The organism is Pseudomonas corni (assembly GCF_057128765.1).
The window spans coordinates 1-24,994 of sequence record NZ_JBSKHW010000022.1 but is presented as its reverse complement, the minus strand read 5'-3'; the positions used below and the strand labels follow the sequence as shown (position 1 = coordinate 24,994).

Here is a 24,994-nt window from a genome sequence, read left to right as displayed (position 1 = left end):
GCGTCATCATGTTGAGTCCTTACACCTCGCCCATCGAAAGGGTCTGGTATTACGCGCTGCGCATTCTCTGTGGCCTGGTGCTGTTGTTTCTGGTGCTGCCGGTTTTGGTGATCATTCCGCTGTCGTTCAACTCCGGGAGTTTCCTGGTCTATCCGCTGCAAGGGTTCTCGCTGCATTGGTATCAGGATTTCTTCGGTTCGGCGGAGTGGATGCGTGCACTGAAAAACAGCCTGATCGTCGCGCCAGCCGCTACCGTGCTGGCGATGGGTTTCGGAACGCTGGCGGCGATTGGTCTGACGCGCAGCAACTTCCCAGGCAAGTCGTTGGTAATGGCGCTGGTGATTTCACCGATGGTGGTCCCGGTGGTGATCGTGGGTGTTTCCAGTTACCTGTTCTTTGCGCCGCTGGGTTTGGGTAACAGCTACATTTCTCTGATTTTGGTGCACGCGGTATTGGGCGTGCCGTTCGTGATCATTACCGTGTCGGCGACGCTGCAGGGCTTCAATTACAACCTGGTGCGCGCGGCAGCGAGTCTGGGCGCCTCTCCGGTAACCGCCTTCCGCCGGGTGACACTGCCTTTGATTGCGCCGGGGGTGATCTCCGGTGCGCTGTTTGCGTTTGCGACCTCCTTCGATGAAGTGGTGGTGACGCTGTTCCTTGCAGGTCCCGAGCAAGCGACGTTGCCGCGCCAGATGTTCAGCGGTATCCGCGAAAACCTGAGCCCGACGATTGCTGCCGCCGCGACGCTATTGATCCTGTTTTCGGTGGTCTTGCTGCTGACTCTGGAATGGCTGCGTGGGCGCAGTGAGAAATTGCGCACGGCAGTGGAGTGATCATCGCCTGTCTTTGTGGGAGGGAGCTTGCTCGCGATGATGGTCTGTCTGTGCCGAATGTTTAGTCTGACCCACTGCAATCGCGAGCAAGCTCCCTCCCACAGCTTTTGTATCGTTCTCAGGTCCAACGCCGGCTACACCGTTTAGACTCCACTCCTTAGCGACCCTTCCCACGCATGGAGCCTGCGGTGAACGTCAACGATGCCAGTTTCGAAGAGCTGCTCAACGCCCTGCACGATGGCGTTTACATCACCGATGGCGACGGCAAGACACTCAAGGTCAATCACGCCTACGAGCGGCTGACCGGGTTGAGCGGCAATGACCTGCTCGGTCGGCCGATGCAGGAACTGGTCAAGGAAGGCGTCATCTCTCAGTCCGCCTCACTGCGCGTCTTGCAGGAAGGGCAGCCGGTTTCGGTGATGCAGAGCCTGAGCCAAGGCAAAAAGCTGTTGGTCAGCGCGACGCCTATTCTCGATGAGCAGCGCCGTATTCGTTACGTCGTCAGCACCGTGCGCGACATGACCGAATTGCTGCGCATGAAGCACGAACGTGACGAACTTCAACAGCTCAAACAACTGCGCAACAGCACCGCCAAGCTCCATGCCGGCCAGCGCGACAACCTGCTGCATTCACCGTTGATGGCCGATCAGGAAGTCTCCGGTCGGGTGTTTGCCCTCGCGCGTCAGGTCGCCGCCAGCTCGGTGAAAGTCCTGCTGCAGGGCGAAACCGGTGTCGGTAAAACCCTGGTCGCGCAATTCATCCATAACGCCAGCCCTCGCGCCAAAGAGCCGTTTCTGGCGCTCAACTGTGGCGCGCTGCCCGAGAACCTGATCGAAGCCGAACTGTTCGGTTACGCCCCCGGCGCTTTCACCGGCGCGGGACCAAAGGGCAAACGCGGCCTGCTTGAACTAGCGCACCACGGCACGTTGTTTCTCGACGAGATTGGCGATCTGCCGCTGGCGGTGCAGGTCAAGCTGCTCAAGGTCATCGAAGAAAACCGCTTCATCCCGGTCGGTGGGCTGGAGCTGAAGGAAGTCGACGTGCGCATCATCAGCGCCACCCACCACGACCTCAAACAGCGGATGGCGGAAGGGCACTTTCGCGCCGATCTGTTCTATCGCCTCAACGTCGTGCCGATCAACATTCCGGCCTTGCGCGAACGCAGCGAAGAAATCCCGCCGCTGCTGCATTACTACCTCGACAGCTTCAACACTCGTTACGAGCGCCAGGTGCAATGGAGCCTCGAAGCGCTGGACCTGTTATGCGAATACGCCTGGCCCGGCAACATTCGCGAGCTAATCAATATCGTCGAGCGGCTGGTGGTGACTAACCAGACCGGCACCATCGAAGCGCTCGACATGCCCGAAGAAATCCTCAATCTCAATGCGCAGAACACCGACGATAGCCGCCTGCCGCTGCGCAAGGTGCTGGAGAACGCCGAGCGCTCGGCCATTCGCGCCGCGTTGCAACTGCACAAGACCACGCGCTTGGCGGCCAAAGCACTGGGCGTCAGTCAGGCAACGGTGGTGCAGAAGATGAAACGCTGGGAGCGCACTGATTAGGATTTCAATCAGTAAGGCTTGAGCCGATCAAAAAGCTAATCAGGACTCAGCGTTCCAGCTCCCGGATTTACGCCAAAGCCCCGCCAGCCGGGGCTTTGCGCGTTTTGGCACAGCTTTCGCTATCACATTGGGCACGTCTTCCTTAAAAACAACGCATACAGGACGAGCCCGATGAGTATCTCTGCCTCCAACATCAGTGCCTTCAAAATCGCCAACAAGTTGATTACCGGTGCCGGCGCTATTGAACAACTGGCCGCTGAACTGACCCGCCTCAACGTCCAGAACCCCTTGATCGTCACCGACGCCATTCTGGTGAAGTCCGGCACTGTCGACCTTGCGCTCGCGCAACTGGGTGGCCGTCGCTACGGAATCTTCGACCAAGTCAAACCCGAGCCCGAAATCTCCATCGTCGAGGACTGCACCCGCGCTTATCGCGAAGGTGGCCACGACGGCCTGATTGGCCTGGGCGGCGGCAGCGCCATCGACATCGCCAAAGGTGTTGCAGCATTTGCCAATCACGAAGGCCCGCTGACAGAGCTGTTCGGTGTTGATCTGGTCAAGCGCAAAGGCCCTGCGCTGATCGCGATTCCAACCACCGCAGGCACCGGTTCGGAAGTGACCAACGTAGCGATCTTCTCGGACAAACAAGCGCAATTGAAGAAGGGCATCGTCAGCGATTACCTGCTGCCGGACGTCGCGCTGGTCAGCCCGCTCATGACCCTGACCTGCCCGCGCAGCGTGACCGCCGCCAGTGGTGTCGATGCGCTGGTGCATGCCATCGAGTCCTACTTGTCGGTCAATGCCTCGCCGATCACCGACGCCATCGCACTAGGCGCCATCAAGCTCATCGCCAAGGCGCTGCCCAAGGCCTACGCCAACCCGTCGAACCTGCAAGCCCGCGAAGACATGGCCACGGCCAGTTTGATGGCCGGCATGGCATTCGGTAACGCAGGCGTAGGCGCGGTGCATGCGCTGGCGTACCCGTTGGGCGGGCGTTTCAATATTGCTCACGGCGTCAGCAATGCCTTGTTGCTGCCGTATGTCATGGCCTGGAACAAGATGGCCTGCGTCGAACGCTTCCGCGATATCGCCGAAGCGATGGGCGTGCGTACGGCGCATTTGAGCGACAAGGACGCTGCCGATCAGGCGGTGCAGGCGATGACGGACCTGTGCGTTGCAGTGGACATCCCCTCCGGTATGCGCAGCTTCGATGTCCCGGAAGATGCGATCCCGGCCATGGCGGAGGAGGCGAGCAAGATCGACCGCCTGATGCGCAACAACCCGCGTAAGTTGACTGCCGCCGACATCGAGAAAATCTACCGCGCCGCTTATTGATTAATCACCCCACATGCCACACCGCTCGGCCTACGAGGCCGGGCGTTTGCCATTACAAAACAAATAAAACAGGTGCATTCAATGTCCGACCTCCCACAAGCGGGGCGCGAAAGCCCGTACATCCCTGTCGGCCCGTTCAAGGTGCGACTGCCGTTCATTCATTACAAATTCGAGATGCCGGACTACCTTCAGGGCCTGTTGATGTGTGCCGTGGATCTGGCAGCCATCCCGTTGATGACTGAACTGCTGGGCATGCCGTTTGAAGTCGCATTGGCAGTGGTGATGCTCAACGGTCTGTTGTATCTCACGCACCATCTGCTAGGCGACCCGACCGTGCCGGGCTGGATCACGCCGGCTGTTCCTCTATTGATGGCCTACTGCGCGCAGTTTCCGATGGGGCCGGAGCGTGTCCACGCCTTGATTGCGTTTCAGCTGATGCTCGGGGTGTTTTCGATTGCGCTGGGGGCGACCGGCATGGCGAAGAAGGTGGTCGAATACGTGCCGCCCGCGATCAAGTCGGGGATCATCGTTGGCGCTGGGTTGAGTGCTGTGATTGCAGTGTTTCAGGTCGGCGGCAAGTTTAACGTGCTGCCCTGGACCATCTCGATCGCGGTCGGTCTGGCGTTCTATTTGATCTTCTCCCAGCACTTCAACGAGCTGAAACAGCGCAACCGCTTCTGGTGGAATTTCGCGAAACTGGGGATATTGCCGATCATCCTGCTCGCAGTGGTCATTGCGCCGCTGTTTGGCGAGGCCCCATGGCCGACCATCCAGTGGGGGATCAGCAAGCCGGATTTCGCCGGGCTGTGGAGCAACTACACGGTGTTCGGTCTTGGCATGCCGCCGTTGTCGATGTTCATCTCGGCGCTGCCGACCATGCTGGCGGTCTACATCATCGTCTTTGGCGACGTGTTGAGTGCGAAATCGCTGCTCGATGAAGCGGAAAAAGTCCGTACCGATGAAGTGGTCGATTACAACCCGGACCGCGCGCACCTGATCTTCGGCGCGCGCAATGCGTTCATGAGCATCTTTGGTCCGGACGTCGCCATGTGCGGTCCGAAATGGGCGGCGATGCTGGTGGTGGTTATCGAGCGTTTCAAGGGTGGACCGAAGGCCATGAAGTCGATCATCGGCGGGGTCGGTTCATTTCGTTGGGGGACCAACACCGGTTTGTTGTTGCTGCCGGTGGTGACACTGGTGCAACCGATTCTGGGGGTGGCACTGTCGCTGACGTTGCTGATTCAGGGTTATGTCAGCGTGCGGCTCGGAATTCTCGAAGCACGCAGCCAGCGGGACCTTGGCATCGCAGGGGTGATCGGTGCGGTGCTGGCGATCAAGGGCGCGAGCTGGGCCTTCGCCATTGGTGTGGTGCTGTGCCTGTTGATCTACGGCAAGAACTTTTTCAAAGGCGAGAACGACGGAACGTTCAGCAAGGACTTGAAGGCGGCCGACGCCAAGCCTGTGGTCAAGGCCAAGCGGGTAGAGGAAGAGGCGTTGGTCGATTGATCTGTAGGAGCCAACTTGTTGGCGAGGCGTCTGACGGGGTGTGTCCGGTTTTACGTCTCGCGAATAAATTCGCTCCTACAGATGAGCGCGTTCTGCTGCAGGAGCGCGCTTGCCGGCGAAAGGGTCTTTGATTGTCCAGAGGGTTCAGGATCAAAAACAGCATTCATCCGCCACCCAACCCCATTCCAATCCCTTGGAGTACAATGCGCGCCACCGTGATTTCGCTCAAAAAAGGTGCGTCATGCAGCCCTTCGTTATTGCTCCGTCGATTCTTTCCGCTGACTTCGCCCGCCTGGGCCAGGAAGTCGACAACGTCCTTGCCGCAGGGGCAGACAATGTCCATTTCGACGTCATGGACAACCACTACGTACCCAACCTGACCATCGGTCCGATGGTCTGTTCGGCGCTGCGTAAATACGGCATCACAGCACCCATCGACGTGCATTTGATGGTCAGCCCGGTAGATCGCGTCATTGGCGACTTCATCGAAGCCGGTGCCACCTACATCACCTTCCACCCGGAAGCGACCCAGCACATCGACCGCTCCCTGCAATTGATCCGCGAAGGCGGTTGCAAGGCCGGGCTGGTGTTCAACCCGGCGACCCCGCTGAACCTGCTCGAATACGTCATGGACAAGGTCGACATGATCCTGCTCATGAGCGTCAACCCAGGCTTTGGCGGCCAGAAATTTATCCCCGGCACAATCAACAAGCTGCGCGAAGCCCGCGCGTTGATTGATGGCTCCGGTTACGACATCCGCCTGGAAATCGACGGCGGCGTGAACGTCAACAATATCCGTGAAATCGCTGCCGCTGGCGCCGATACGTTTGTGGCGGGCTCAGCTATCTTCAATGCGCCCGACTACAAAGAGGTCATCGATAAAATGCGAGCCGAACTGGCGTTATCCCGCGCATGAGTGGCTTCGAGCAGCTGTTTCCGGGCCGCCTGCCCAAACTGATCATGTTCGATCTGGATGGCACATTGGTTGACTCGGTGCCCGACCTGGCGGCGGCTGTGGATAAAACCCTGCTCGAACTCGGTCGTCCGCCCGCCGGCATTGAGCGGGTACGAGACTGGATCGGCAACGGCGTGCGTGTGCTGGTACGCCGCGCGCTGGCCAACGATATAGATCACTCGGGCGTTGATGAAGCTGAAACGGAGGAGGCGCTGGCGATCTTCATGGAGGCTTACAGCGAGAGCCACGCGCTGACCAAGGTTTACCCCGGCGTGCGCGAAACCTTGAAGTGGCTGCAAAAGCGGGGCGTAGAAATGGCCCTGATCACCAACAAGCCGGAGCGCTTTGTCGCGCCGCTGTTGGACGAAATGAAATTGGGGCGGTTTTTCCGCTGGATAGTCGGTGGCGACACGCTGCCACAACAAAAGCCTGATCCAGCTGCCTTGTTCTTCGTGATGAAAATGGCCAATGCGCCGGGCTCGCAATCACTGTTCGTTGGTGACTCGCGCAACGACGTCCTGGCGGCCAAAGCCGCCGGTGTAGCGTGTGTGGCGTTGAGCTACGGCTACAATCACGGCCGCCCGATCGACGAAGAAATGCCGGCGCTGGTGATCGACGATTTGCGCAAGCTGATTCCCGGTTGGTCCACTGGTTGCTTAGAACCGGGCGCTGAGATAACGTTGCCCCACGTTCAATCCCCCTCCTTTAGAGATTCCATCGTGGTGGTCACTCGCAAGCTCTGGATGAAAGTCATGAAGGCCTTGGCCCGCTGGCGTTGGCGCGCCTGACTTGATTCTGGCCGGACGCCCGGCACGTTTGCACACCTGACCGTTTTACCCTCACACCACGAGGCTGATCATGATCCGCGAAGAATTCCTGCGTTTGGCCGCTGAAGGCTACAACCGCATTCCGCTTGCCTACGAAACCCTGGCTGACTTCGACACCCCGCTGTCGATCTATCTGAAACTCGCCGACGAGCCAAATTCCTATCTGCTGGAGTCGGTGCAAGGCGGCGAAAAGTGGGGCCGTTACTCGATGATCGGTTTGCCATGCCGCACGGTGATGCGCGCGCACGAGCACCACATCAGCGTGACCCACGACGGCATTGAAATCGAAAGCCTCGAATCCGAAGATCCGCTGGCCTTCGTCGAGGAGTTCAAGGCGCGTTACAACGTCCCGACCATTCCCGGTCTGCCGCGTTTCAATGGCGGGCTGGTCGGTTACTTCGGTTACGACTGCGTGCGTTATGTGGAAAAACGCCTTGGCGCCTGCCCCAACCCTGACCCGCTGGGCGTGCCGGACATCCTGCTGATGGTGTCCGATGCCGTGGTGGTGTTCGATAACCTCGCCGGCAAGATGCACGCGATTGTGTTGGTCGATCCGGCGCAAACCGATGCTTACGAAGGCGGCCTGGCGCGGCTGGAAGCGCTGATGGAGAAGCTGCGTCAGCCAATCACGCCCCGTCGTGGCCTGGACCTTACCCGTCCGCAGGCGGCTGATCCGGTGTTCCGTTCAAGCTTCACCCAGAACGACTACGAAAAAGCCGTCGATACGATCAAGGAATACATCCTCGCCGGTGACTGCATGCAGGTCGTGCCGTCGCAGCGCATGTCCATCGACTTCAAGGCCGCGCCGATTGACCTGTACCGCGCCCTGCGCTGCTTTAACCCGACGCCCTACATGTACTTCTTCAATTTCGGCGATTTCCACGTTGTCGGCAGTTCACCAGAAGTATTGGTGCGCGTTGAAGACAATCTGATCACGGTGCGCCCGATTGCTGGCACTCGCCCGCGTGGAGCCACCGAAGAAGAAGACTACGCGCTGGAAGTGGATCTGCTGTCGGACGACAAGGAAATCGCCGAGCACCTGATGCTGATCGACCTGGGCCGGAATGACACCGGGCGGGTGTCGGAAATCGGATCGGTGAAGCTCACCGAGAAGATGGTCATCGAGCGTTATTCCAACGTGATGCACATCGTGTCCAACGTCACTGGCCAGCTGAAAAGCGGGCTGACGGCGATGGATGCGCTGCGAGCGATTCTGCCGGCGGGTACGTTGTCCGGTGCGCCGAAGATTCGCGCGATGGAAATCATCGACGAACTGGAACCCGTCAAACGCGGCGTCTACGGCGGGGCGGTGGGTTATCTGGCGTGGAACGGCAACATGGACACCGCGATCGCGATTCGTACCGCGGTGATCAAGGACGGCGAGCTGCACGTTCAGGCCGGTGGCGGCATTGTTGCTGACTCGGTGCCTGTGCTTGAGTGGGAAGAAACCCTGAACAAACGCCGCGCCATGTTCCGCGCGGTGGCGCTCGCGGAGCAAACTCCGGAGCTTTAGCCGGTCAACTGTCGGAGCGCGCTTGCCCGCGAAATGTGTGGTGTCAGACGACAAATTCGTTGCACATCAACTGCAGTCGCGGGCAAGCGCGCTCCTACAAAGGCAGCCTATTGAGCCGACGCGATCTCTGAACTGACACCCCCCAATTCGCGGGCAAGCAAAGTAACTCGGATCAAAAATCCAGACTCACCGCCAGATTGACCCCTTGCTGCGTCACATCATCATTCTTGCGCCAGTTGTATCCCGCCCGCAGGGTCAAATCCTGCATCAGGCGCTGACTTATCCCCAGGCTTGCGCGATTCAAACTGCGCTGCGGTTCATACCCCTCCAGATTGAAATCAATCCCCGGCACGCTGTTCAGCGCAATCGTCACGTCCTGCTGGTCGTTATCGAACTCGCGCTCATGGGCAAACTCGCCGAACACTTGAGTGCTCGGTGTGATATCAAACTTGCCTTGGACGCCCGCCCCCAGCCGTTTTGACCGACGTGTTTGATCATCGAATGACAACGCCGTCGAACGCGTGCCTCTTTCCGAATAGCCGTCCACATGGACGTGCGCGTAATCGGCGCTGATGAACGGCGACAGATGCCATCGGCTGTTGATTTGTGCGATATCAAACCCGAGACGTCCACTCAGTGCCCAGAGATTGCCATCGGTATCGCCTTTTTCCGCGCCTTCGCTGACGCCTAGCGCAAATTTGCGCTTCAGATTGTCGTAGTCCTGTTTGCCGCCGGACGCTGCTAGGTCTGCCCACCAATGGTTGGCCTGAAACTGCACAAAAGCGGTGGCTATGTAGCTATTGAGTTTGTAGTCCGAATCCTTGGGGCCGGCTTCCAAGGTCTGCCGATAAGCACCTGCCACCAGCCCTGCGCGCCAGTCTTCGGCAAATCGATAGCTGCCGCCGACCGTGACGTTGTAGCCGTGACCGTCGGCGTCGGCGGAGTTGCTCTGGGCATCGAAATCCACTTTCTGACCGCCGCCAGCGACGATGGCGCGCCATTCACCTACGTTCTGCCAATTACCCCAGTCCGCCAGCCACTGGCTGCGTAATTCATCCTGCTGCGCGCGCAACGTGGCGGTAGCCATTTCCGGCAGAAGGGTTATCTCCCAAGGCGCCGACAGAATCGAGTAGCCGTAGTCAGCGATCAGGCGTTGCCCGGCGACGGCCGGGTGAACGCCATCGTTGAACAGCAGTTTGGTGGGATCCGGTGTGGCGCTGTCGATACCAAAGGCGGTGTTCTGCGTGCAGCTGTTGCCGCTGAAGCAGGTGCTCACCAGGTTTTGGTTGGCCGCGAGCCCGTAACGCGCGGGCTCGGCCAGCACATCGCGAATCAGGCCCGGAACGTTGAGCGGGATGATCTCGGCATCGATCCGGCTAAGCCGTGCAATCAACTGCTGATTGAACACGCCACTGAGCAACGTCGATGGCACCTGCAACGGCGTGCCAGATACGGCTGGCGTTTGGCCGATGTCCGGCAGCATCCAGACCATGATGTAGCGCGCGCCAGCTTGCTGTAAAACCTGAGCCCCGTTGGCCAGATTGTTGGCTGCGGCGACTGCCTGGCCCGGACTGAGAACCCGGCCCTGGAGAAAGTCGTTACCCCCGCCAGTCAGGTAATACAACGCGTTTGGGTCGGCCTTGAAGTTATTCACCACCAGATAGCCGGGCTTTTCACGGAACACGGTTTCAACGCCGGTGCTGCTGGTATTGGCAACCTGAGACTGCGTGGTAATGGCCTCAAGAATTTGGTCCGTTCTATCGCCACCTACTGCCCAGTTGTTGCCATCGGATAAGCCAAGCGCCTGACGAACGGGCGACGTGGAGGCAGCCAAATCCCCAGGCGCAACGCCCAGCATGCCGCCCAGCAACGTGGATGAATTCAGTCCGTAGCTTTCACCACTGCCGTTTTGATACGTAGGACCGGTCCGATTGGTGAAGCGAAGCGTCGCCCCTTGCGGACCGCCCGCATCGGGGAATTGCCCGGCGTCTGCAAGGCTGTCACCGAACACCACCATCGTTGAGTAGGGGGAGGAAGCTGCCACTGCTGAGGAACAGGCGAGCGTGAGCAAACAGGCCGCGAACGGCAATGACAGAGGTTTGAGCATCGTGAATTCCTTTCTTTTTATGTTGAATCCGTACGACAAGGTAGCAGCCGCCTCCGGGGACGCCAGTCGTCCTGTCCGTTCGGACAAAGATTCTGCGCTGTATAAAAGACGCCGAACTGCAACGCATCTGTGGTGAAAATCAGCTAAATGCCCTGTGGGGTCAGCCATCCGGGCACTGCGATATTGCATGGCCTGCGTCGGTACGCTACTGTGCCGCAACGTACGAATGAGACCTCTCCTGTGTCTATTGTCAGCAAACTCTTGATGCGCGTTATCAAGGCTCACGCCCGCTGGCGTTGGCGCGCCTGACTATTTCCCTGCCGGCCATGCCGGACCTGTATTGATATGCCTTCTGAAAACTCCGGTTTGACCGCCTCGCCCTAAAGACTTCGGCGACCACAATGGCGGGCACATCTGCGAGTACAAAACGCGGAAGGCAACGTTTGAAGTCAGACATTCAAAAGGTTGAGCACACATGCTGCTGATGATCGATAACTACGACTCTTTTACCTATAACGTCGTGCAGTACCTGGGCGAACTGGGCGCCGACGTTAAAGTGATCCGCAATGACGAACTGACCCTCGCCGAAATCGAAGCGCTCAACCCTGAGCGCATTGTCGTATCCCCCGGCCCCTGCACCCCAAACGAAGCTGGCGTTTCGCTGGACGTCATCAAGCACTTCGCCGGCAAACTCCCGGTGTTGGGCGTCTGCCTCGGCCATCAATCAATCGGCCAGGCGTTTGGCGGTGATGTAGTCCGGGCTCGTCAGGTAATGCACGGCAAGACCAGCGATCTGGTCCACGAAGACCAGGGCGTGTTCGAAGGCCTGAAGCATCCGTTGACCGTCACGCGTTACCACTCACTGGTGGTCAAGCGCGAAACCTTGCCGGACTGCCTGGAAATGACCGCGTGGACTCAGCTCGAAGACGGCTCGGTCGATGAGATCATGGGTCTGCGTCACAAGACCCTAAACGTCGAGGGCGTGCAGTTTCACCCCGAGTCGATTCTTTCCGAGCAGGGCCATGAGCTGTTCGCCAACTTCCTCAAGCAAACCGGCGGCACCCGTCAGGGTTAAGGACACGCAGATGGCTATCGATATCAAAACCGCGCTGGGCCGGGTTGTTAATCAACTGGATTTGAGTACGGAAGAAATGAGCGACGTCATGCGCGAAATCATGACCGGCCAATGCACCCAGGCGCAGATCGGCGCGTTCCTCATGGGGATGCGCATGAAGAGCGAAAGCATCGACGAGATCGTCGGCGCGGTCTCGGTCATGCGCGAGCTGGCTGACAAGGTTGAACTGAAAACCCTCGACGGCGTAGTTGATATCGTCGGCACCGGCGGCGACGGCGCCAATATTTTCAACGTCTCCACGGCTTCAGCATTCGTCATTGCAGCGGCCGGTTGCACCGTTGCCAAGCACGGCAACCGGGCAGTTTCAGGCAAGAGCGGCAGCGCTGACTTGCTGGAAGCGGCTGGCGTGTATTTGAATTTGACCCCTGTGCAAGTGGCACGCTGCATCGACAGCGTCGGCATTGGCTTTATGTTTGCGCAATCCCATCATGGTGCAATGAAACATGCTGCGGGGCCTCGCAAAGAGCTGGGCCTGCGCACGCTGTTCAACATGCTTGGCCCGCTGACCAACCCCGCTGGCGTCAAGCATCAGGTGGTCGGCGTGTTCAGTCAGGCACTTTGCCGGCCGCTGGCCGAAGTGCTATTGCGCATGGGCAGCAAGCACGTGTTGGTCGTGCATTCCCAGGATGGCCTGGACGAATTCAGCCTCGCCGCGCCGACCTTCGTTGCCGAGCTTAAAAACGGCGAAGTGACCGAGTACTGGGTACAGCCGGAAGACTTGGGCATCAAGAGCCAAAGCCTTTTTGGCCTGGTAGTGGAAAGCCCGGCGCAGTCGCTGGAGTTGATTCGAGATGCGTTGGGGCGTCGCAAAACCGAAAACGGCCAGAAAGCCGCTGAAATGATCGTGCTCAATGCAGGCGCTGCGCTTTACGCCGCCGATCATGCGTATACGCTCAAAGAGGGTGTGGCATTGGCACACGATGCTTTGCACACCGGGCTTGCTCGGGAAAAACTGGAAGAGTTGGGTGCCTTTACCGCGGTATTCAAGCAGGAGAATGAAGGATGAGTGTTCCAACGGTTCTGGAAAAAATCCTGGCGCGCAAGGCAGAAGAAATCGCCGAGCGCCGCGCCCGTGTCAGCGTCTCCGACCTGCAAAGCCTGATTGCCATGGCCGACGCGCCTCGCGGTTTTGCCAAAGCCTTGATCGAGCAGGCCAAGCGAAAGCAACCGGCCGTCATCGCCGAAATCAAAAAAGCTTCACCGAGCAAAGGCGTGATTCGTGAGCATTTCCAGCCCGCAGAGATTGCCAAGAGCTACGAGGCGGGTGGGGCGACCTGTTTGTCCGTGCTGACGGACATCGATTTCTTTCAGGGCGCTGACGCTTACCTTAAGGAAGCGCGCTCGGCCTGTTCGCTGCCGGTGATCCGCAAAGATTTCATGATCGATCCTTACCAGATCATCGAATCCCGCGCGCTGGGTGCCGACTGCATCCTGCTGATCGTTTCCGCTCTGGATGACGTGAAAATGGCCGAGCTGGCTTCCGTTGCCAAGGACGTCGGGCTGGACGTGTTGGTCGAAGTCCACGATGGCGACGAACTCGAGCGCGCGCTGAAAACCTTGGACACGCCCTTGATCGGCGTCAACAACCGTAATTTGCACACCTTCGAAGTCAGCCTGGAAAACACCCTTGACCTGCTGCCGCGCATCCCTCGTGACCGTTTGGTGGTTACAGAGAGCGGCATTTTGAACCGTGCGGATGTCGAGTTGATGGAGATCAGCGACGTGTACGCGTTCCTGGTGGGCGAGACGTTCATGCGGGCCGAGAATCCTGGGGTGGAGCTGCAGCGTTTGTTCTTCCCTGAGAAAGGTGTGCCGATCAAATCCCAGTCGCTGGATTAAAGGCGCCCGACCTTCTGTAGGAGCGAACTTGTTCGCGAAGCGTCTTGGCGGGTACGTACCTATAATCGCTTCGCTAACAAGTTGGCTCCTACAGACGTACTCTGATAAGGAAAATCACCATGCCCGCTCAGATCATCGACATCTGCACCGAAGCAGGCCTCAAGGCCGAGCAGGATTTGCTGGCCTCGGTCTGCGCAGGTGAGTCTGAGTGGGGAATGTTGTTTTGGCGACCGAATGATCGGGCGTTGGTGATGCCGCGACGGCTCAGTCGTCTCGATGGTTTTGTTGAAGCCAGTGAAACACTGTCCGAACTCGGTTGGCCTGTGCTGCTGCGCGAAAGCGGTGGCGAGCCGGTGCCGCAATCGCCGTCCACGGTGAACATCGCGCTGGTGTATGTACAGCCCTCGTCCGATCTGGACAAAGACCGCATCGAAAAAGCCTATTTGCGTTTGTGTCAGCCGATTCTTGATGCCCTGACCGAGCTTGGGGGTAGGGCCTCACTCGGTGAAGTCGAAGGCGCGTTCTGCGACGGCCGTTTCAACGTCAATCTTGATGGCCGCAAAATGGTCGGCACTGCGCAACGCTGGCGCCAGAGCCAAGGCGGAAAACGGCCTGTGGTCTTGGCTCACGGCGCGATGCTGCTGGATGATGAGCGTATGGAGATGGTCAACGCCGTCAATCGCTTCAATGAGATGTGCGAGTTGGAACAGCGTTGCCGTGCGCACAGCCACATTGCTCTGCATGAGGTTTTCGAGGCACCAGAGTTCCTGACTCGGTTGAGCGATAGCTACGCTCGTTTACTTGGTGCGCCGTAACCGAGTATTGAGCGCACCTAGTCAGCGCGTACCGAAAATCACCATTGTTTTGCCTCTGACATGCACCAGGTTTTGCTCCTGCAGCGATTTCAGGACGCGTCCTACCATCTCCCGAGAACAACCAACGATGCGCCCGATTTCCTGGCGAGTGATCTTGATCTGCATGCCGTCAGGATGAGTCATTGCGTCAGGTTGCTTGCACAGCTCCAGTAGGCTGCGGGCGACTCGGCCGGTTACGTCGAGGAACGCCAGATCACCTACTTTGCGCGTGGTATTGCGCAAGCGTTCCGCCATCTGCCCGCCAATGGCGTACATCAGTTCAGGGTCGTGCAGGCTCAGTTCGCGGAATTTGGTGTAGCTGATCTCGGCAATTTCGCACTCGGCCTTGGCTCGGACCCAGGCGCTGCGCTGGGGATCGGTACTAGGGGCCTGGAAAAGTCCCAGCTCGCCGAAAAAATCACCCGTATTGAGGTAGGCAACAATCATCTCGTGGCCTTCGTTGTCCTCAATCAAAATCGTTACTGAACCCTTAATAATCAGGTAAAGCGATTCGGAGTGCTCACCGGCAGCGATGATGGTGCTTTTGGCTGCACACCGGCGTTTTTGCGCGTAAGGGAGAAGCTTGTCGATTAATTTCGGTTTCGCTGTGAGGCTCACGGCAACCATGGCTGCATCCCGTAAAAAACTGCGCCCTGAGGCATTCTTAGTGGTATCGGCAGTATTTCTGATTTACCGCAGCTCTAGTGCGGCATTTGAAGTTTTTTTCGGATATTTCCTACATTCTTGTCGCTAACCGACATTTCAGTCGCATCCAGTGCCAGCAAGTCCCTGTGCTAAGCTGGCCGCCATTTTTAAACAGTGGAGTGGTGGCGATGAAGGCACGCATCCAATGGGCGGGTGAAGCCATGTTTCTTGGTGAATCTGGCAGCGGTCATGTGGTGGTGATGGACGGAGCGCCGGAAAGTGGCGGTCGTAATCTGGGCGCACGGCCAATGGAGATGGTGTTGATCGGACTGGGCGGCTGCAGCAATTTTGATGTCGTCAGCATTTTGAAGAAGGCCCGTCAGCCGATTGAAAGCTGCGAAGCGTTTCTGGAAGCGGAACGCGCGACCGAAGACCCGAAGGTCTTCACCAAGATCCACCTGCATTTCGTGGTCAAGGGCCGTGGTTTGAAAGAGCCGCAGGTCAAGCGTGCGATCGAGTTGTCAGCAGAAAAATACTGCTCGGCATCGATCATGCTGGGTAATGCCGGGGTCGAAATCACTCATGACTACGAAATAGTAGAGCTGGGCTGATCAGCCAAGCAGAAAAAAGGCGCCCTGGAGGCGCCTTTCTTTTGCGAGCAAGGATCAGATTCGATACGTGCTCTTTGTCATGACCTTGGCCAGCACACTCATCCCGAACCTTACCGGTGCGGGAAACTGAAAGCCGCCCGCCTCAAGCGCGCTTTCTGCGTGCTGCGCCTCGTCGGTATGCATTTGTTCAAGAATCGCGCGGGACTTTTTGTCCTCGACGGGCAGCTTCACCAGATGCTCGTTCAAGTGTTTGCACACCTGATGTTCGGTAGCCGCCACGAACCCGAGGCTGACTTTATCGCTGATCAATCCAGCAACGGCGCCAATCCCGAATGACATGCCGTAAAAAAGCGGATTCAACACGCTGGTGTGGCTGCCCAGTTGGTGAATGCGCTGTTCGCACCAGACCAAATGGTCAATCTCTTCTTCTGCCGCATGCTCCATCGCCTTGCGCACCTGTGGCAGCTTGGCGGTCAGCGCCTGGCCCTGATAAAGCGCCTGTGCGCAGACTTCGCCGGTGTGATTGATCCGCATGAGGCCTGCGACGTGTTTGTTGTCGACATCACTCAGTTTGGTATCTGGCTGGACAATGGCCGGGGAAGGACGATGAGCATGGGCGCTGGACGGCAGCAGCGTTTTCATCGCGGCGTCGGCCTGCAGAAGAAAGCGGTCGATAGGGGAGTAGTGACGTTCGGTAGCCATGGGCACCTCCGGATAAATCTTGGGGGCCAGTCTACCGCAATCGCGGGGGCGCGACTTGAACGGTAGAAGCCAGGCGAGGCCGGTGATAGGGCCTCGGCAGCTGTAAGTCGTTGAAATCGCAAATCAGCCCGGCGGCCAGGTCATCTGGCGTTTGCCCAGCACGTGCATGTGAATGTGATAGACGGTCTGGCCACCTTTCTCATTGGTGTTCATGGCGACGCGAAAACCGTCTTCACAGCCCAGCTCTTTGGCCAATCGTTGAGCCGTGAAGAGGATATGACCGAGCAGGGGTTTGTCTTCTTCGGTGACATCGTTGAGCGTACGGATTGGCTTTTTCGGGATGACCAGAAAATGTACCGGCGCTTGCGGGGCGATGTCGTGAAAGGCCAGCACTTGGTCATCTTCGTAGATGATCTTCGCTGGAATCTCCCGGTTGATGATCTTGGTGAACAGCGTCTCCACAGTTTTTTGCTCCCTTTTCAGTTGCTGATTGGGCCCGAGTGTACTGAGCGCTTGGGAATGCGCCCAGTCGTTTCTCGATGGCTCAGGGTGTGATTCTGGATTTGATCATTGAGCCCCAGATTTTGCGGCTCATCCAGCGCGTGCCGAATTTTGGAGCGCTGGTGATCAGCTTGTTACGCCAACCGGGAATAATCACCGCACGGTTTTTATCCAATGCGCGAACCGTATACAGCGCGACCTCTTCGGCGGTCATTGTCTTGTCGCTGGTGAATTTGTCAGTCTCAAGCTGCGCTGTGCGGAAAAACCCCGTACGGGTCGGTCCGGGGCACAGCACGGAAATCTTCACACCGGTCTTTTTCAGTTCTTCGCGCAGCCCTTCGGAGAAGTGCAGCACATAAGCTTTGCTGGCTGAGTAAGTGCTCATCCATGGTCCGGGCACGAATCCCATGATCGAAGCGACATTCAGAATCTGGCCTCCGCCCTGAACCGCCATCAAATTACCGACGGTATGACAAAGACGCGTGAGGGCCAGAACGTTGAGATCGAGCAGGTCCTGTTCCTGCGCCCACTCCTGCGCAAGAAAAGGTCCGCTGTTACCGATGCCGGCGCAGTTGACCAGCAGATCGATCTTGCGCTCGCCATCTTCCAGTTCCAGCAGGAAACCTGAGAGCCGCAATGGCTCGCCGAGGTCGCAGGCACGAAACAGGACCTCGACGCCAAAGCGCTGAGTGAGCTCAAGTGCGATGGTTTCGAGCACGTCTCGATGGCGTGCCACCAGAATCAGACTGCGACCCCGGCGTGCCAGCGCTTCGGCCATTGCCAGGCCAATGCCGCTGGAAGCACCTGTTATCAGGGCGTAACGGGTCATGCATTTCTCCAAAGAGTGTGTTGCTCGTACTCAGGCGGCTTCCTTTCCGCCAAGGTGTCATTGATCCTCTTCGTCGGAAGAGTCAGCGGCGCTGGAAGGATCTTCCGATTGCGCGGCGTCGGTGTCGTCATCGTAAGGTAATGTCTGTTCATATTCGCTGGTGGTTATCTCGACTTCATCTTTGAACGTCTGAAGTCCACCCATGAGCACACCGACAACAATAATGATCATCGCAGGCACCCACAGTGCCGCAAGAATTTTCACCCCTTTGCTGTTCGGCGGCTGGGGCGCACCATATTGGTTGGGGCCCGTATTGCCCGGCACCGCCATCATCAGAAACGGAAACACGCTCCCCACGAAAGGCACCAGATTGAGCAGCAGCAACCATGCGGACCAGCCTGCGTCGTGCAGGCGTTGGGCTCCGATCTGAATACTGACGACGAGGAAGACGACGGTGGCCACGGCGCCGAACAGTCCGCCGGTGATCAGTGACATGCTCATGAGCGTCATACACACGGCGAACATGATCAGCGCGACGAACATCAGCACCATGCTCCACGCCAGGTAACGCAAGCGTCCGATACGTCCTTGAACAGTGAAGACATTCAGTTCACCGACCTCAGGCCAAGTCTGAGTAACGGCAGATCGGGGTGGAGCATAGGGGGAAGTCGCCGCTGCATCGAAGGCCGGGCGTTGAGCGTGCGGCTCCTCCACTTCCTCCAGGCTCAGGGCAACGGCAGCTTCAGGCTCTATTCGCGCGTCCACCCCTGCGTCGTTCAGGGCTTTCAAATACCGCTCGGCGTCGTCGTGGGTCAGACCGCGCTTGACGGTCACCGGCCTGCCACTGAAAAGCCGCTCAATCGATGCGACATCGGATTTGAACAGCTGAGCCAGATTTAGCTTCGCGGTCTGAAGGCCTACCCCGTCGCGCAACTGGCCCTCGAAAACGATCTTGAAGTGTTCCGCCATACTCGGCTTCCTTGTCTGGGATTATCGACGTGGGTATACGCTCGGCATCAGAACGGCTTAACGACCACCAGAATGACGATAGCCAGCAATATCAGAACAGGTACTTCGTTGAACCAGCGATAGAACACGTGACTGCGACCGTTTTCCCCGCGAGCGAAGCGTTTGACTTGGGCGCCGCAGACATGGTGATAGCCGATCAGCAAGACCACCAAGGTCAGTTTGGCGTGCAGCCACGCTTGGGACATGAAACCGGGGGCTAGAATTACCAGCCAGATGCCGAAGACGAGTGTCGCAATCATCGCTGGGCCCATGATGCCCCGATACAACTTGCGCTCCATCGTGCAGAACCGTTCACGGCTGACGGCGTCTTCGCTCATTGAGTGGTACACGAACAGGCGTGGGAGATAGAAGAGGGCTGCAAACCAGCAGACCATCGAGACAATGTGCAGCGCTTTAATCCACAGATAGAGCATTTTCTTAGTTATCCAGGTTCACGGTTAGCCAAATAGTAGTGGCATGAGCGCCCATACGTCACGTTCGCGGTTGTTCCGAAGGCGCTACGCCCATATTATCGAGGGCTTTCCAGTTGGGTCGTTAAGGGGCAGGTCATGGTCAAGGTCGGTATCGTCGGCGGCACGGGTTACACCGGCGTCGAGTTGCTGCGTCTTCTCGCGCAGCACCCAGAGGCAGAAGTGGTCGCAATCACTTCGCGCTCCGAGGCAGGCTTGCCTGTCGCTGACATGTATCCAAACCTGCGAGGTCACTACGACGGTCTGTCGTTCAGCGTGCCAGACGTGAAGGTCCTTGGCGCCTGCGACGTGGTGTTTTTCGCCACTCCGCACGGTGTGGCTCACGCACTGGCAGGCGAACTGCTGGAGGCCGGCACCAAGGTCATCGACCTCTCCGCCGACTTCCGGTTGCAGGACCCGGTCGAATGGGCCAAGTGGTACAACCAACCCCATGGCGCACCGGAATTGCTGAACGAAGCGGTCTACGGTCTACCGGAAGTCAATCGCGAAAAAATCCGAGGCGCACGCCTGATTGCTGTACCTGGCTGCTACCCGACTGCAGCTCAACTTGGCTTTCTGCCATTGCTTGAGGCGGGCCTGGCCGATCCGACGCACTTGATCGCTGACTGTAAGTCTGGTGTGAGCGGCGCAGGTCGTGGTTTGAACGTCGGTTCGTTGTTTGCCGAAGCCAGCGAAAGCTTCAAGGCCTACGCTGTCAAAGGCCATCGTCATCTCCCGGAAATCAGCCAAGGCCTGCGTCGCGCCGCCGGTGGCGATGTAGGACTCACGTTTGTTCCGCATCTGGTACCGATGATTCGTGGTATTCACGCTACGTTGTATTCCACTGTTGTCGACAAGTCCGTCGATCTGCAGGCTCTGTTCGAAAAACGCTATGCCAACGAGCCGTTTGTGGATGTGATGCCAGCAGGTAGCCATCCGGAAACCCGCAGCGTGCGCGGCGCGAACGTATGCCGCATTGCCGTGCATCGCCCACAGGATGGTGATCTGGTGGTGGTGTTGTCGGTTATCGACAATCTGGTCAAGGGCGCGTCAGGCCAGGCGGTGCAGAACATGAATATCATGTTCGAGCTGAACGAGCGTCTGGGCCTGTCCCATGCGGGGATGTTGCCGTAACGGCGGCGCAAAGGGGTTAGCTTCAAGCCGCAAGTTAAGAGCCAGGTGAGTATGAAGTCATCTTGCAGCTTATCGCTTGAAGCTTGTGGCCGCTGTCAGAATAGTTGACCAATTTTCTAGGAGAAGCGGATAATGCGCGTCATTACGCATTATGACGGCTTAACGCCGGGAGAAATTTAGCATGAGCGTCGAATCTTTCACGCCTACCGCTCTGGAATTCACCCACGGTGCCGCGCACAAGGTGAAAACCCTGGTCGATGAAGAGGGCAATGATCGCCTTAAGTTACGTGTGTTCGTGACAGGCGGTGGTTGTTCAGGTTTCCAATACGGTTTCACATTCGATGAAGACGTGGCCGACGATGACACGATTGTCGAGCGCGAAGGCGTGAGTCTGGTTGTTGATCCGATGAGCTTCCAGTACCTGGCGGGTGCTGAGGTGGATTATCAGGAAGGGCTGGAAGGTTCGCGCTTCATTATCAAGAACCCGAATGCGGCAACCACGTGTGGTTGTGGGTCGTCGTTCTCGATCTGATCGCCAACAGCTACAAACGAAAACGCCGCGCAATTGCGCGGCGTTTTGCTGTACCCGGTTTAAGCCGGGTAGATTGCGCCCAATACTCGCAGGCCTTTGGCGCCTGTCACGCTTGGGCGGTTAGCCGGCACGCCCTCAAGTGCGCAATGCGCCAGCCAGGCAAATGCCATTGCCTCAACCCAGTCAGGATCGACGCCAAACTCAGCGGTGCTGGTGACTCTGGTCTCTGGTAGCAGGGCGGCCAGACGATCCATCAATGCCTTGTTGTGAGCGCCGCCACCACACACCAGCAATTCCTTGGTCTGGGCCTGTGCCGATTGCAGGGACTCAGTAATGCTCAAAGCGGTCACTTCGAGCAGTGTGGCTTGAACGTCTTCTGGCTTAATCGTTGGCAGCTGGAACAGATGATGGCGAACCCAGTTCAGGTTGAACACTTCGCGCCCGGTGCTTTTTGGGCCTCGGGTCTGGAAGAACTGGTCACTGAGTAACGATTTCAGCAGAGCAGCATCAACTTGCCCACTGGCTGCCCAACCGCCGTCTTTATCGTAACTGTGGCCTCGCTGAGCCTGAATCCAGGCATCGAGCAAAACGTTGCCTGGGCCGGAGTCGAATCCAGATACCGGTTTGTCGATTTCAATCAGGCTCAGATTACTAAAGCCGCCGATGTTAAGGACTGCGCGATAGTCCTTGTTGTCATCAAACAAGGCTTCATGAAAGGCTGGTACCAGCGGCGCGCCTTGACCGCCAGCCGCGATATCACGCTTGCGGAAATCGCTGACTACAGTAATGCCGGTTAATTCTGCCAATAGTGCAGGGTTGCCGATCTGAACCGTAAAACCGCGCGCGGGCTCATGACGAATCGTTTGGCCGTGGCTGCCAATAGCTCGAATCTCGCCTGCGGAGACATTCTGTTGGTCCAGCAAGGCCAGTACGCCTTGCGCGGCCAGATGCACCCACTTCTGCTCGGCGATGCCAGCTCGGGCCAGTTCGTCCGGGCCACTGGCGCACAGGCCAAGCAGCTCGGCGCGCAGATCATCGGGCATGGGAATGTAGTAGGTGCCGAGCAAACGCGGTCGGTCATCCTGCTCTACAAGAGCGAAGTCGAGCCCATCAAGGCTGCTTCCAGACATTACACCTACATATAGAGTCATAGGTCAGCGCTTACTCGAGGCCAGCATGGTGGCCTTTTCCTGGTCCATGCGGGCCATTAACGGTTGGCTCTCTTGCATGAACCGCTGTTTTTCGGATTTGGCGATAGGATCTGCCATCGGCAGCTTTTGGCCCAGAGGGTCAACGTGAACGCCGTTTACCTGGAATTCGTAATGTAAATGGGGCCCTGTCGACAGACCGGTTGTACCAATATAGCCGATCACTTGGCCTTGTCTGACGCTGCTTCCGGTTTGTACGCCCTTGGCGAAGCCCTGCATATGTCCATACAGCGTGCGATAAGTGTCGCCATGCTGAATGATTACAGTGTTGCCGTAGCCGCCGCGGCGGCCAGCGAGTATGACTTTGCCATCACCGGTGGCCTTGATCGGCGTGCCGCGAGGAGCTGCGTAGTCGACGCCTTTGTGGGCGCGGATCTTGTTGAGGATCGGGTGCTTGCGGCCCATGGAAAACATCGAACTGATGCGCGCGAAATCTACCGGGGTGCGAATGAACGCCTTACGCATGCTGTTGCCGTCAGCAGTGTAGTAATTGGTGTTGCCTTGCTTGTTAGTGTAGCGGACGGCGGAGTAGGTCTTGCCACGGTTGGTGAAGCGCGCTGACAGGATATTGCCAGTGCTGACGGTTTTGCCGCTGACTACTTTCTGTTCATAGATAACGTCAAACTCATCGCCCTTGCGGATGTCCTGCGCAAAGTCGACGTCGTAGCCGAAGATTTTCGCCATGTCCATGGTCATGCTGTGGGACAGGCCGGCGCGTTGGGCTGACAAAGATAACGAGCTGTTGATCACGCCATGGACGTAGGCGGTCCGCACGTTAGGTTTGCTGACGTCACGGCTAAAGATGTAGCCCTTGTCCGTACGGGAAAGGCTGATGCTTTCCATGTCGTTCAGCTTGCTATGCAGTTGCTTGAGATTGCCTTCCGGGGAAAGCTCAAACTGCAGTATCTGGCCGTTCTTCAGTTGGCTGAATTGCTTGGCCTGCTTGTCGCTGGTCATGACCTCGTGAACGGCAGTAGCTGGCAATCCTACTTTCGCGAAGAGCGTGGAAAGGGTATCGCCTTTCGAAACGACTACCTCTTTGTGGGTAGCGGCTTTCTGAGCGACGGCAGGCGCGTTCTTCGGCTTTTCGGGCTCGACTGTTGCAGTTGCCTCAGGCTCGTTCGTACCTTCTTCGATCTGAGCGAAAGGTGAAGCTTCTGGCGACTCTGTGGCTTGGGGCTGTTCTTGAACGTCTTGTTCTGAAGTGAATTGATCGGCCGGAGTTTCTAGGTCCAGGTTGATATTGGTTCGTTTCGCTTCCACGTCGCTGGAAGGAAATACCAGAAGAGCCAGGCTCAACAGCGCTGCAATGCCGCTCGCAGCCAGCAGGTGGGTCTTCGGATAAAGCGGGGGCGCTTTAGGCGGGGTGTCGTTCATAGGTTATTTTTGACTTTAAATAGATGAAGAGATGAAATGGAAAAGATGAATGACATGATGAAGATGAAATAACTGTATAAAATATAACCAAAACCTGCTCGAGGCAACCCTGCGGATGCATCAGTTTCCAATTCGCTGGCGTTCTGTGGGCAGATCTTGTAATTGGGTGCTGATCTTGTATGGTTGCTCCCCTTTGAATTAAGGCATTGCGGGGCTTTTATGAAGTCGGTTGAAGAACAGCTAGCGCTGATCAAGCGTGGCGCAGATGAACTCCTCGTCGAGTCCGAGTTGGTCACAAAGCTCAAGCGTGGTCAGCCACTGCGCATCAAGGCTGGGTTCGATCCAACGGCGCCCGATCTTCATCTGGGCCATACCGTGCTTATTAATAAGCTACGGCAATTCCAGGATCTCGGGCATCAGGTCATCTTTCTGATTGGTGATTTTACCGGAATGATCGGTGATCCAAGCGGCAAGAGCGCAACGCGCCCCCCGCTGACTCGCGAGCAGGTTCTGGATTATGCCGAGACGTACAAGGCTCAAGTATTCAAAATCCTTGACCCCGCCAAAACCGAGGTGGCGTTTAACTCCACCTGGATGGATCAGTTGAGTCCAGCCGATTTCATCCGTCTGTCTTCTCAGTACACAGTAGCCCGCATGCTAGAGCGCGATGACTTCGACAAGCGTTATAAGTCGAACCAATCCATCGCAATTCATGAATTCCTTTACCCATTGGTCCAGGGGTACGACTCCGTTGCTTTGAGGGCGGATGTCGAGCTGGGCGGCACGGATCAGAAATTCAATCTGTTAATGGGGCGTGAGCTTCAGCGTGCGTACGGTCAGGAAGCGCAGTGCGTACTGACCATGCCTCTGCTGGAAGGCTTGGACGGTGTGAAGAAGATGTCCAAGTCCTTGGGCAACTATGTAGGGATTCAGGAGGCGCCCGGCATTATGTACGGCAAGCTTGTCTCGATCCCTGATGCTTTGATGTGGCGGTATTTTGAACTGCTCAGTTTCCGCTCTATGGAAGAGATTGCCGGTTTCAGGGCCGATTGCGAAGCTGGCGCGAATCCGCGTGATATCAAAATCAAACTGGCTGAAGAGATCGTGGCCCGCTTCCATGGTGAAGAGGCTGCAGCTTCTGCTCACCGCGCCGCGGGTAATCGTATGAAGGACGGCGAGCTGCCAGACGATTTGCCTGAGATCACTTTGACTGCGTCTGAAGATATGCCAATAGCAGCGGTGCTTAATAAAGCTGGCTTGGTCAAGAACTCAGCCGTTGCGCGTGATCTGTTGGCGTCGGGCAGTGTGCGTATAGATGGTGAGGTGGCTGATCGCGGGTTCGCATTCAAGCTGGGCGCTACCCATGTGTGTCAGGCGGGTAAGAAGGCATTCGGCCGCATTACACTAGCTTTCGAAGAAAGTTCGAATTAACTATTGACGGCCCTCAGGATCTGTCTATAATTCGCCCCACTTCCGGCGCAGACGAAACGGAAAACTTCTTGTTAATCAAG

The 24,994-nt window shown here is 57.5% G+C and carries 24 protein-coding genes; 15 read left to right on the top strand and 9 right to left on the bottom strand.

Annotated elements, in window-relative coordinates:
- The first annotated feature begins 8 nt into the window (after positions 1-8).
- The 7 genes from ACWKV9_RS25910 (at position 9) to trpE (ending at position 8,531) form a co-directional block, all read left to right on the top strand.
- Entirely contained in the window at positions 9-833 is an 825-nt protein-coding gene (locus ACWKV9_RS25910; RefSeq protein WP_483838959.1) for an ABC transporter permease, read from the top strand.
- Positions 834-1,021: 188 nt separating this feature from the next.
- Positions 1,022-2,395, top strand: a complete 1,374-nt coding sequence (locus ACWKV9_RS25905; RefSeq protein ID WP_483838958.1) for a sigma-54 interaction domain-containing protein — start codon at positions 1,022-1,024, stop codon at positions 2,393-2,395.
- Positions 2,396-2,566: 171 nt separating this feature from the next.
- On the top strand, positions 2,567-3,730 hold the full coding sequence (locus ACWKV9_RS25900) for an iron-containing alcohol dehydrogenase (RefSeq protein WP_483838957.1): 1,164 nt from the start codon (positions 2,567-2,569) through the stop codon (positions 3,728-3,730).
- Positions 3,731-3,811: 81 nt separating this feature from the next.
- Positions 3,812-5,236: a hypothetical protein gene (locus tag ACWKV9_RS25895; RefSeq protein WP_483838956.1), complete on the top strand. Its 1,425-nt coding sequence runs from the start codon at positions 3,812-3,814 to the stop codon at positions 5,234-5,236.
- 241 nt (positions 5,237-5,477) lie between these two features.
- Entirely contained in the window at positions 5,478-6,152 is a 675-nt protein-coding gene (gene rpe / locus ACWKV9_RS25890; protein ID WP_483838955.1) for a ribulose-phosphate 3-epimerase, read from the top strand.
- Entirely contained in the window at positions 6,149-6,979 is an 831-nt protein-coding gene (locus ACWKV9_RS25885) for a phosphoglycolate phosphatase (RefSeq protein ID WP_483838954.1), read from the top strand. The genes rpe and ACWKV9_RS25885 overlap by 4 nt, the downstream gene beginning before the upstream one ends.
- A gap of 70 nt (positions 6,980-7,049) precedes the next feature.
- Entirely contained in the window at positions 7,050-8,531 is a 1,482-nt protein-coding gene (trpE, locus tag ACWKV9_RS25880) for an anthranilate synthase component I (RefSeq protein WP_483838953.1), read from the top strand.
- A 172-nt stretch (positions 8,532-8,703) separates the two neighbouring features.
- Here trpE and estP read toward each other — a convergent pair whose 3' ends face one another.
- Positions 8,704-10,638: an esterase EstP gene (gene estP / locus ACWKV9_RS25875; protein ID WP_483838952.1), complete on the bottom strand. Its 1,935-nt coding sequence runs from the start codon at positions 10,636-10,638 to the stop codon at positions 8,704-8,706.
- Positions 10,639-11,113: 475 nt separating this feature from the next.
- Between estP and ACWKV9_RS25870 the strand changes: the two genes are divergently transcribed.
- The 4 genes from ACWKV9_RS25870 (at position 11,114) to ACWKV9_RS25855 (ending at position 14,427) form a co-directional block, all read left to right on the top strand.
- Complete coding sequence (locus tag ACWKV9_RS25870) at positions 11,114-11,713, top strand: aminodeoxychorismate/anthranilate synthase component II (RefSeq protein WP_483838951.1); 600 nt, start codon at positions 11,114-11,116, stop codon at positions 11,711-11,713.
- A gap of 16 nt (positions 11,714-11,729) precedes the next feature.
- The gene (gene trpD, locus ACWKV9_RS25865) at positions 11,730-12,779 is read left to right on the top strand and encodes an anthranilate phosphoribosyltransferase (RefSeq protein WP_483839038.1); all 1,050 of its coding nucleotides are present in this window, start codon (positions 11,730-11,732) and stop codon (positions 12,777-12,779) included.
- Entirely contained in the window at positions 12,776-13,612 is an 837-nt protein-coding gene (gene trpC, locus ACWKV9_RS25860) for an indole-3-glycerol phosphate synthase TrpC (protein ID WP_483838950.1), read from the top strand. Before trpD ends, trpC begins: the two co-directional genes overlap by 4 nt.
- A gap of 119 nt (positions 13,613-13,731) precedes the next feature.
- Entirely contained in the window at positions 13,732-14,427 is a 696-nt protein-coding gene (locus ACWKV9_RS25855; protein WP_483838949.1) for a lipoate--protein ligase family protein, read from the top strand.
- Positions 14,428-14,448: 21 nt separating this feature from the next.
- Here ACWKV9_RS25855 and crp read toward each other — a convergent pair whose 3' ends face one another.
- Complete coding sequence (gene crp / locus ACWKV9_RS25850; protein WP_483838948.1) at positions 14,449-15,093, bottom strand: cAMP-activated global transcriptional regulator CRP; 645 nt, start codon at positions 15,091-15,093, stop codon at positions 14,449-14,451.
- Positions 15,094-15,299: 206 nt separating this feature from the next.
- On the opposite strand from crp, the gene ACWKV9_RS25845 reads away from it, so the two are divergent.
- On the top strand, positions 15,300-15,722 hold the full coding sequence (locus tag ACWKV9_RS25845; protein WP_483838947.1) for an OsmC family protein: 423 nt from the start codon (positions 15,300-15,302) through the stop codon (positions 15,720-15,722).
- A gap of 54 nt (positions 15,723-15,776) precedes the next feature.
- Here the strand turns inward: ACWKV9_RS25845 and coq7 are convergent, their stop codons facing one another.
- The 5 genes from coq7 to hemJ all read right to left on the bottom strand — a co-directional run bounded on the left by coq7 (position 15,777) and on the right by hemJ (position 19,196).
- On the bottom strand, positions 15,777-16,424 hold the full coding sequence (gene coq7 / locus ACWKV9_RS25840) for a 2-polyprenyl-3-methyl-6-methoxy-1,4-benzoquinone monooxygenase (protein ID WP_483838946.1): 648 nt from the start codon (positions 16,422-16,424) through the stop codon (positions 15,777-15,779).
- A gap of 123 nt (positions 16,425-16,547) precedes the next feature.
- Entirely contained in the window at positions 16,548-16,886 is a 339-nt protein-coding gene (locus ACWKV9_RS25835) for a histidine triad nucleotide-binding protein (RefSeq protein ID WP_483838945.1), read from the bottom strand.
- 82 nt (positions 16,887-16,968) lie between these two features.
- Complete coding sequence (locus tag ACWKV9_RS25830; RefSeq protein WP_483838944.1) at positions 16,969-17,754, bottom strand: SDR family NAD(P)-dependent oxidoreductase; 786 nt, start codon at positions 17,752-17,754, stop codon at positions 16,969-16,971.
- A 57-nt stretch (positions 17,755-17,811) separates the two neighbouring features.
- Positions 17,812-18,723 (bottom strand): DUF805 domain-containing protein, encoded by a 912-nt coding sequence (locus ACWKV9_RS25825; RefSeq protein ID WP_483838943.1) that lies wholly within the window; start codon positions 18,721-18,723, stop codon positions 17,812-17,814.
- A gap of 47 nt (positions 18,724-18,770) precedes the next feature.
- Positions 18,771-19,196, bottom strand: a complete 426-nt coding sequence (gene hemJ / locus ACWKV9_RS25820) for a protoporphyrinogen oxidase HemJ (RefSeq protein ID WP_483838942.1) — start codon at positions 19,194-19,196, stop codon at positions 18,771-18,773.
- A gap of 135 nt (positions 19,197-19,331) precedes the next feature.
- Between hemJ and argC the strand changes: the two genes are divergently transcribed.
- Positions 19,332-20,366: an N-acetyl-gamma-glutamyl-phosphate reductase gene (gene argC / locus ACWKV9_RS25815; RefSeq protein ID WP_483838941.1), complete on the top strand. Its 1,035-nt coding sequence runs from the start codon at positions 19,332-19,334 to the stop codon at positions 20,364-20,366.
- Between the two features lie 181 nt (positions 20,367-20,547).
- Positions 20,548-20,898, top strand: coding sequence for an iron-sulfur cluster insertion protein ErpA (gene erpA / locus ACWKV9_RS25810; RefSeq protein WP_483838940.1), 351 nt, complete (start codon positions 20,548-20,550; stop codon positions 20,896-20,898).
- 59 nt (positions 20,899-20,957) lie between these two features.
- Here erpA and ACWKV9_RS25805 read toward each other — a convergent pair whose 3' ends face one another.
- Together ACWKV9_RS25805 and ACWKV9_RS25800 are read right to left on the bottom strand one after the other, a co-directional pair.
- Positions 20,958-22,049, bottom strand: coding sequence for an anhydro-N-acetylmuramic acid kinase (locus ACWKV9_RS25805; RefSeq protein ID WP_483838939.1), 1,092 nt, complete (start codon positions 22,047-22,049; stop codon positions 20,958-20,960).
- 3 nt (positions 22,050-22,052) lie between these two features.
- Positions 22,053-23,483 (bottom strand): peptidoglycan DD-metalloendopeptidase family protein, encoded by a 1,431-nt coding sequence (locus ACWKV9_RS25800; protein ID WP_483838938.1) that lies wholly within the window; start codon positions 23,481-23,483, stop codon positions 22,053-22,055.
- A gap of 219 nt (positions 23,484-23,702) precedes the next feature.
- On the opposite strand from ACWKV9_RS25800, the gene tyrS reads away from it, so the two are divergent.
- A complete protein-coding gene (gene tyrS / locus ACWKV9_RS25795) occupies positions 23,703-24,914 on the top strand; it encodes a tyrosine--tRNA ligase (RefSeq protein WP_483838937.1) in 1,212 nt (403 codons plus the stop codon).
- Positions 24,915-24,994 lie beyond the last annotated feature (80 nt).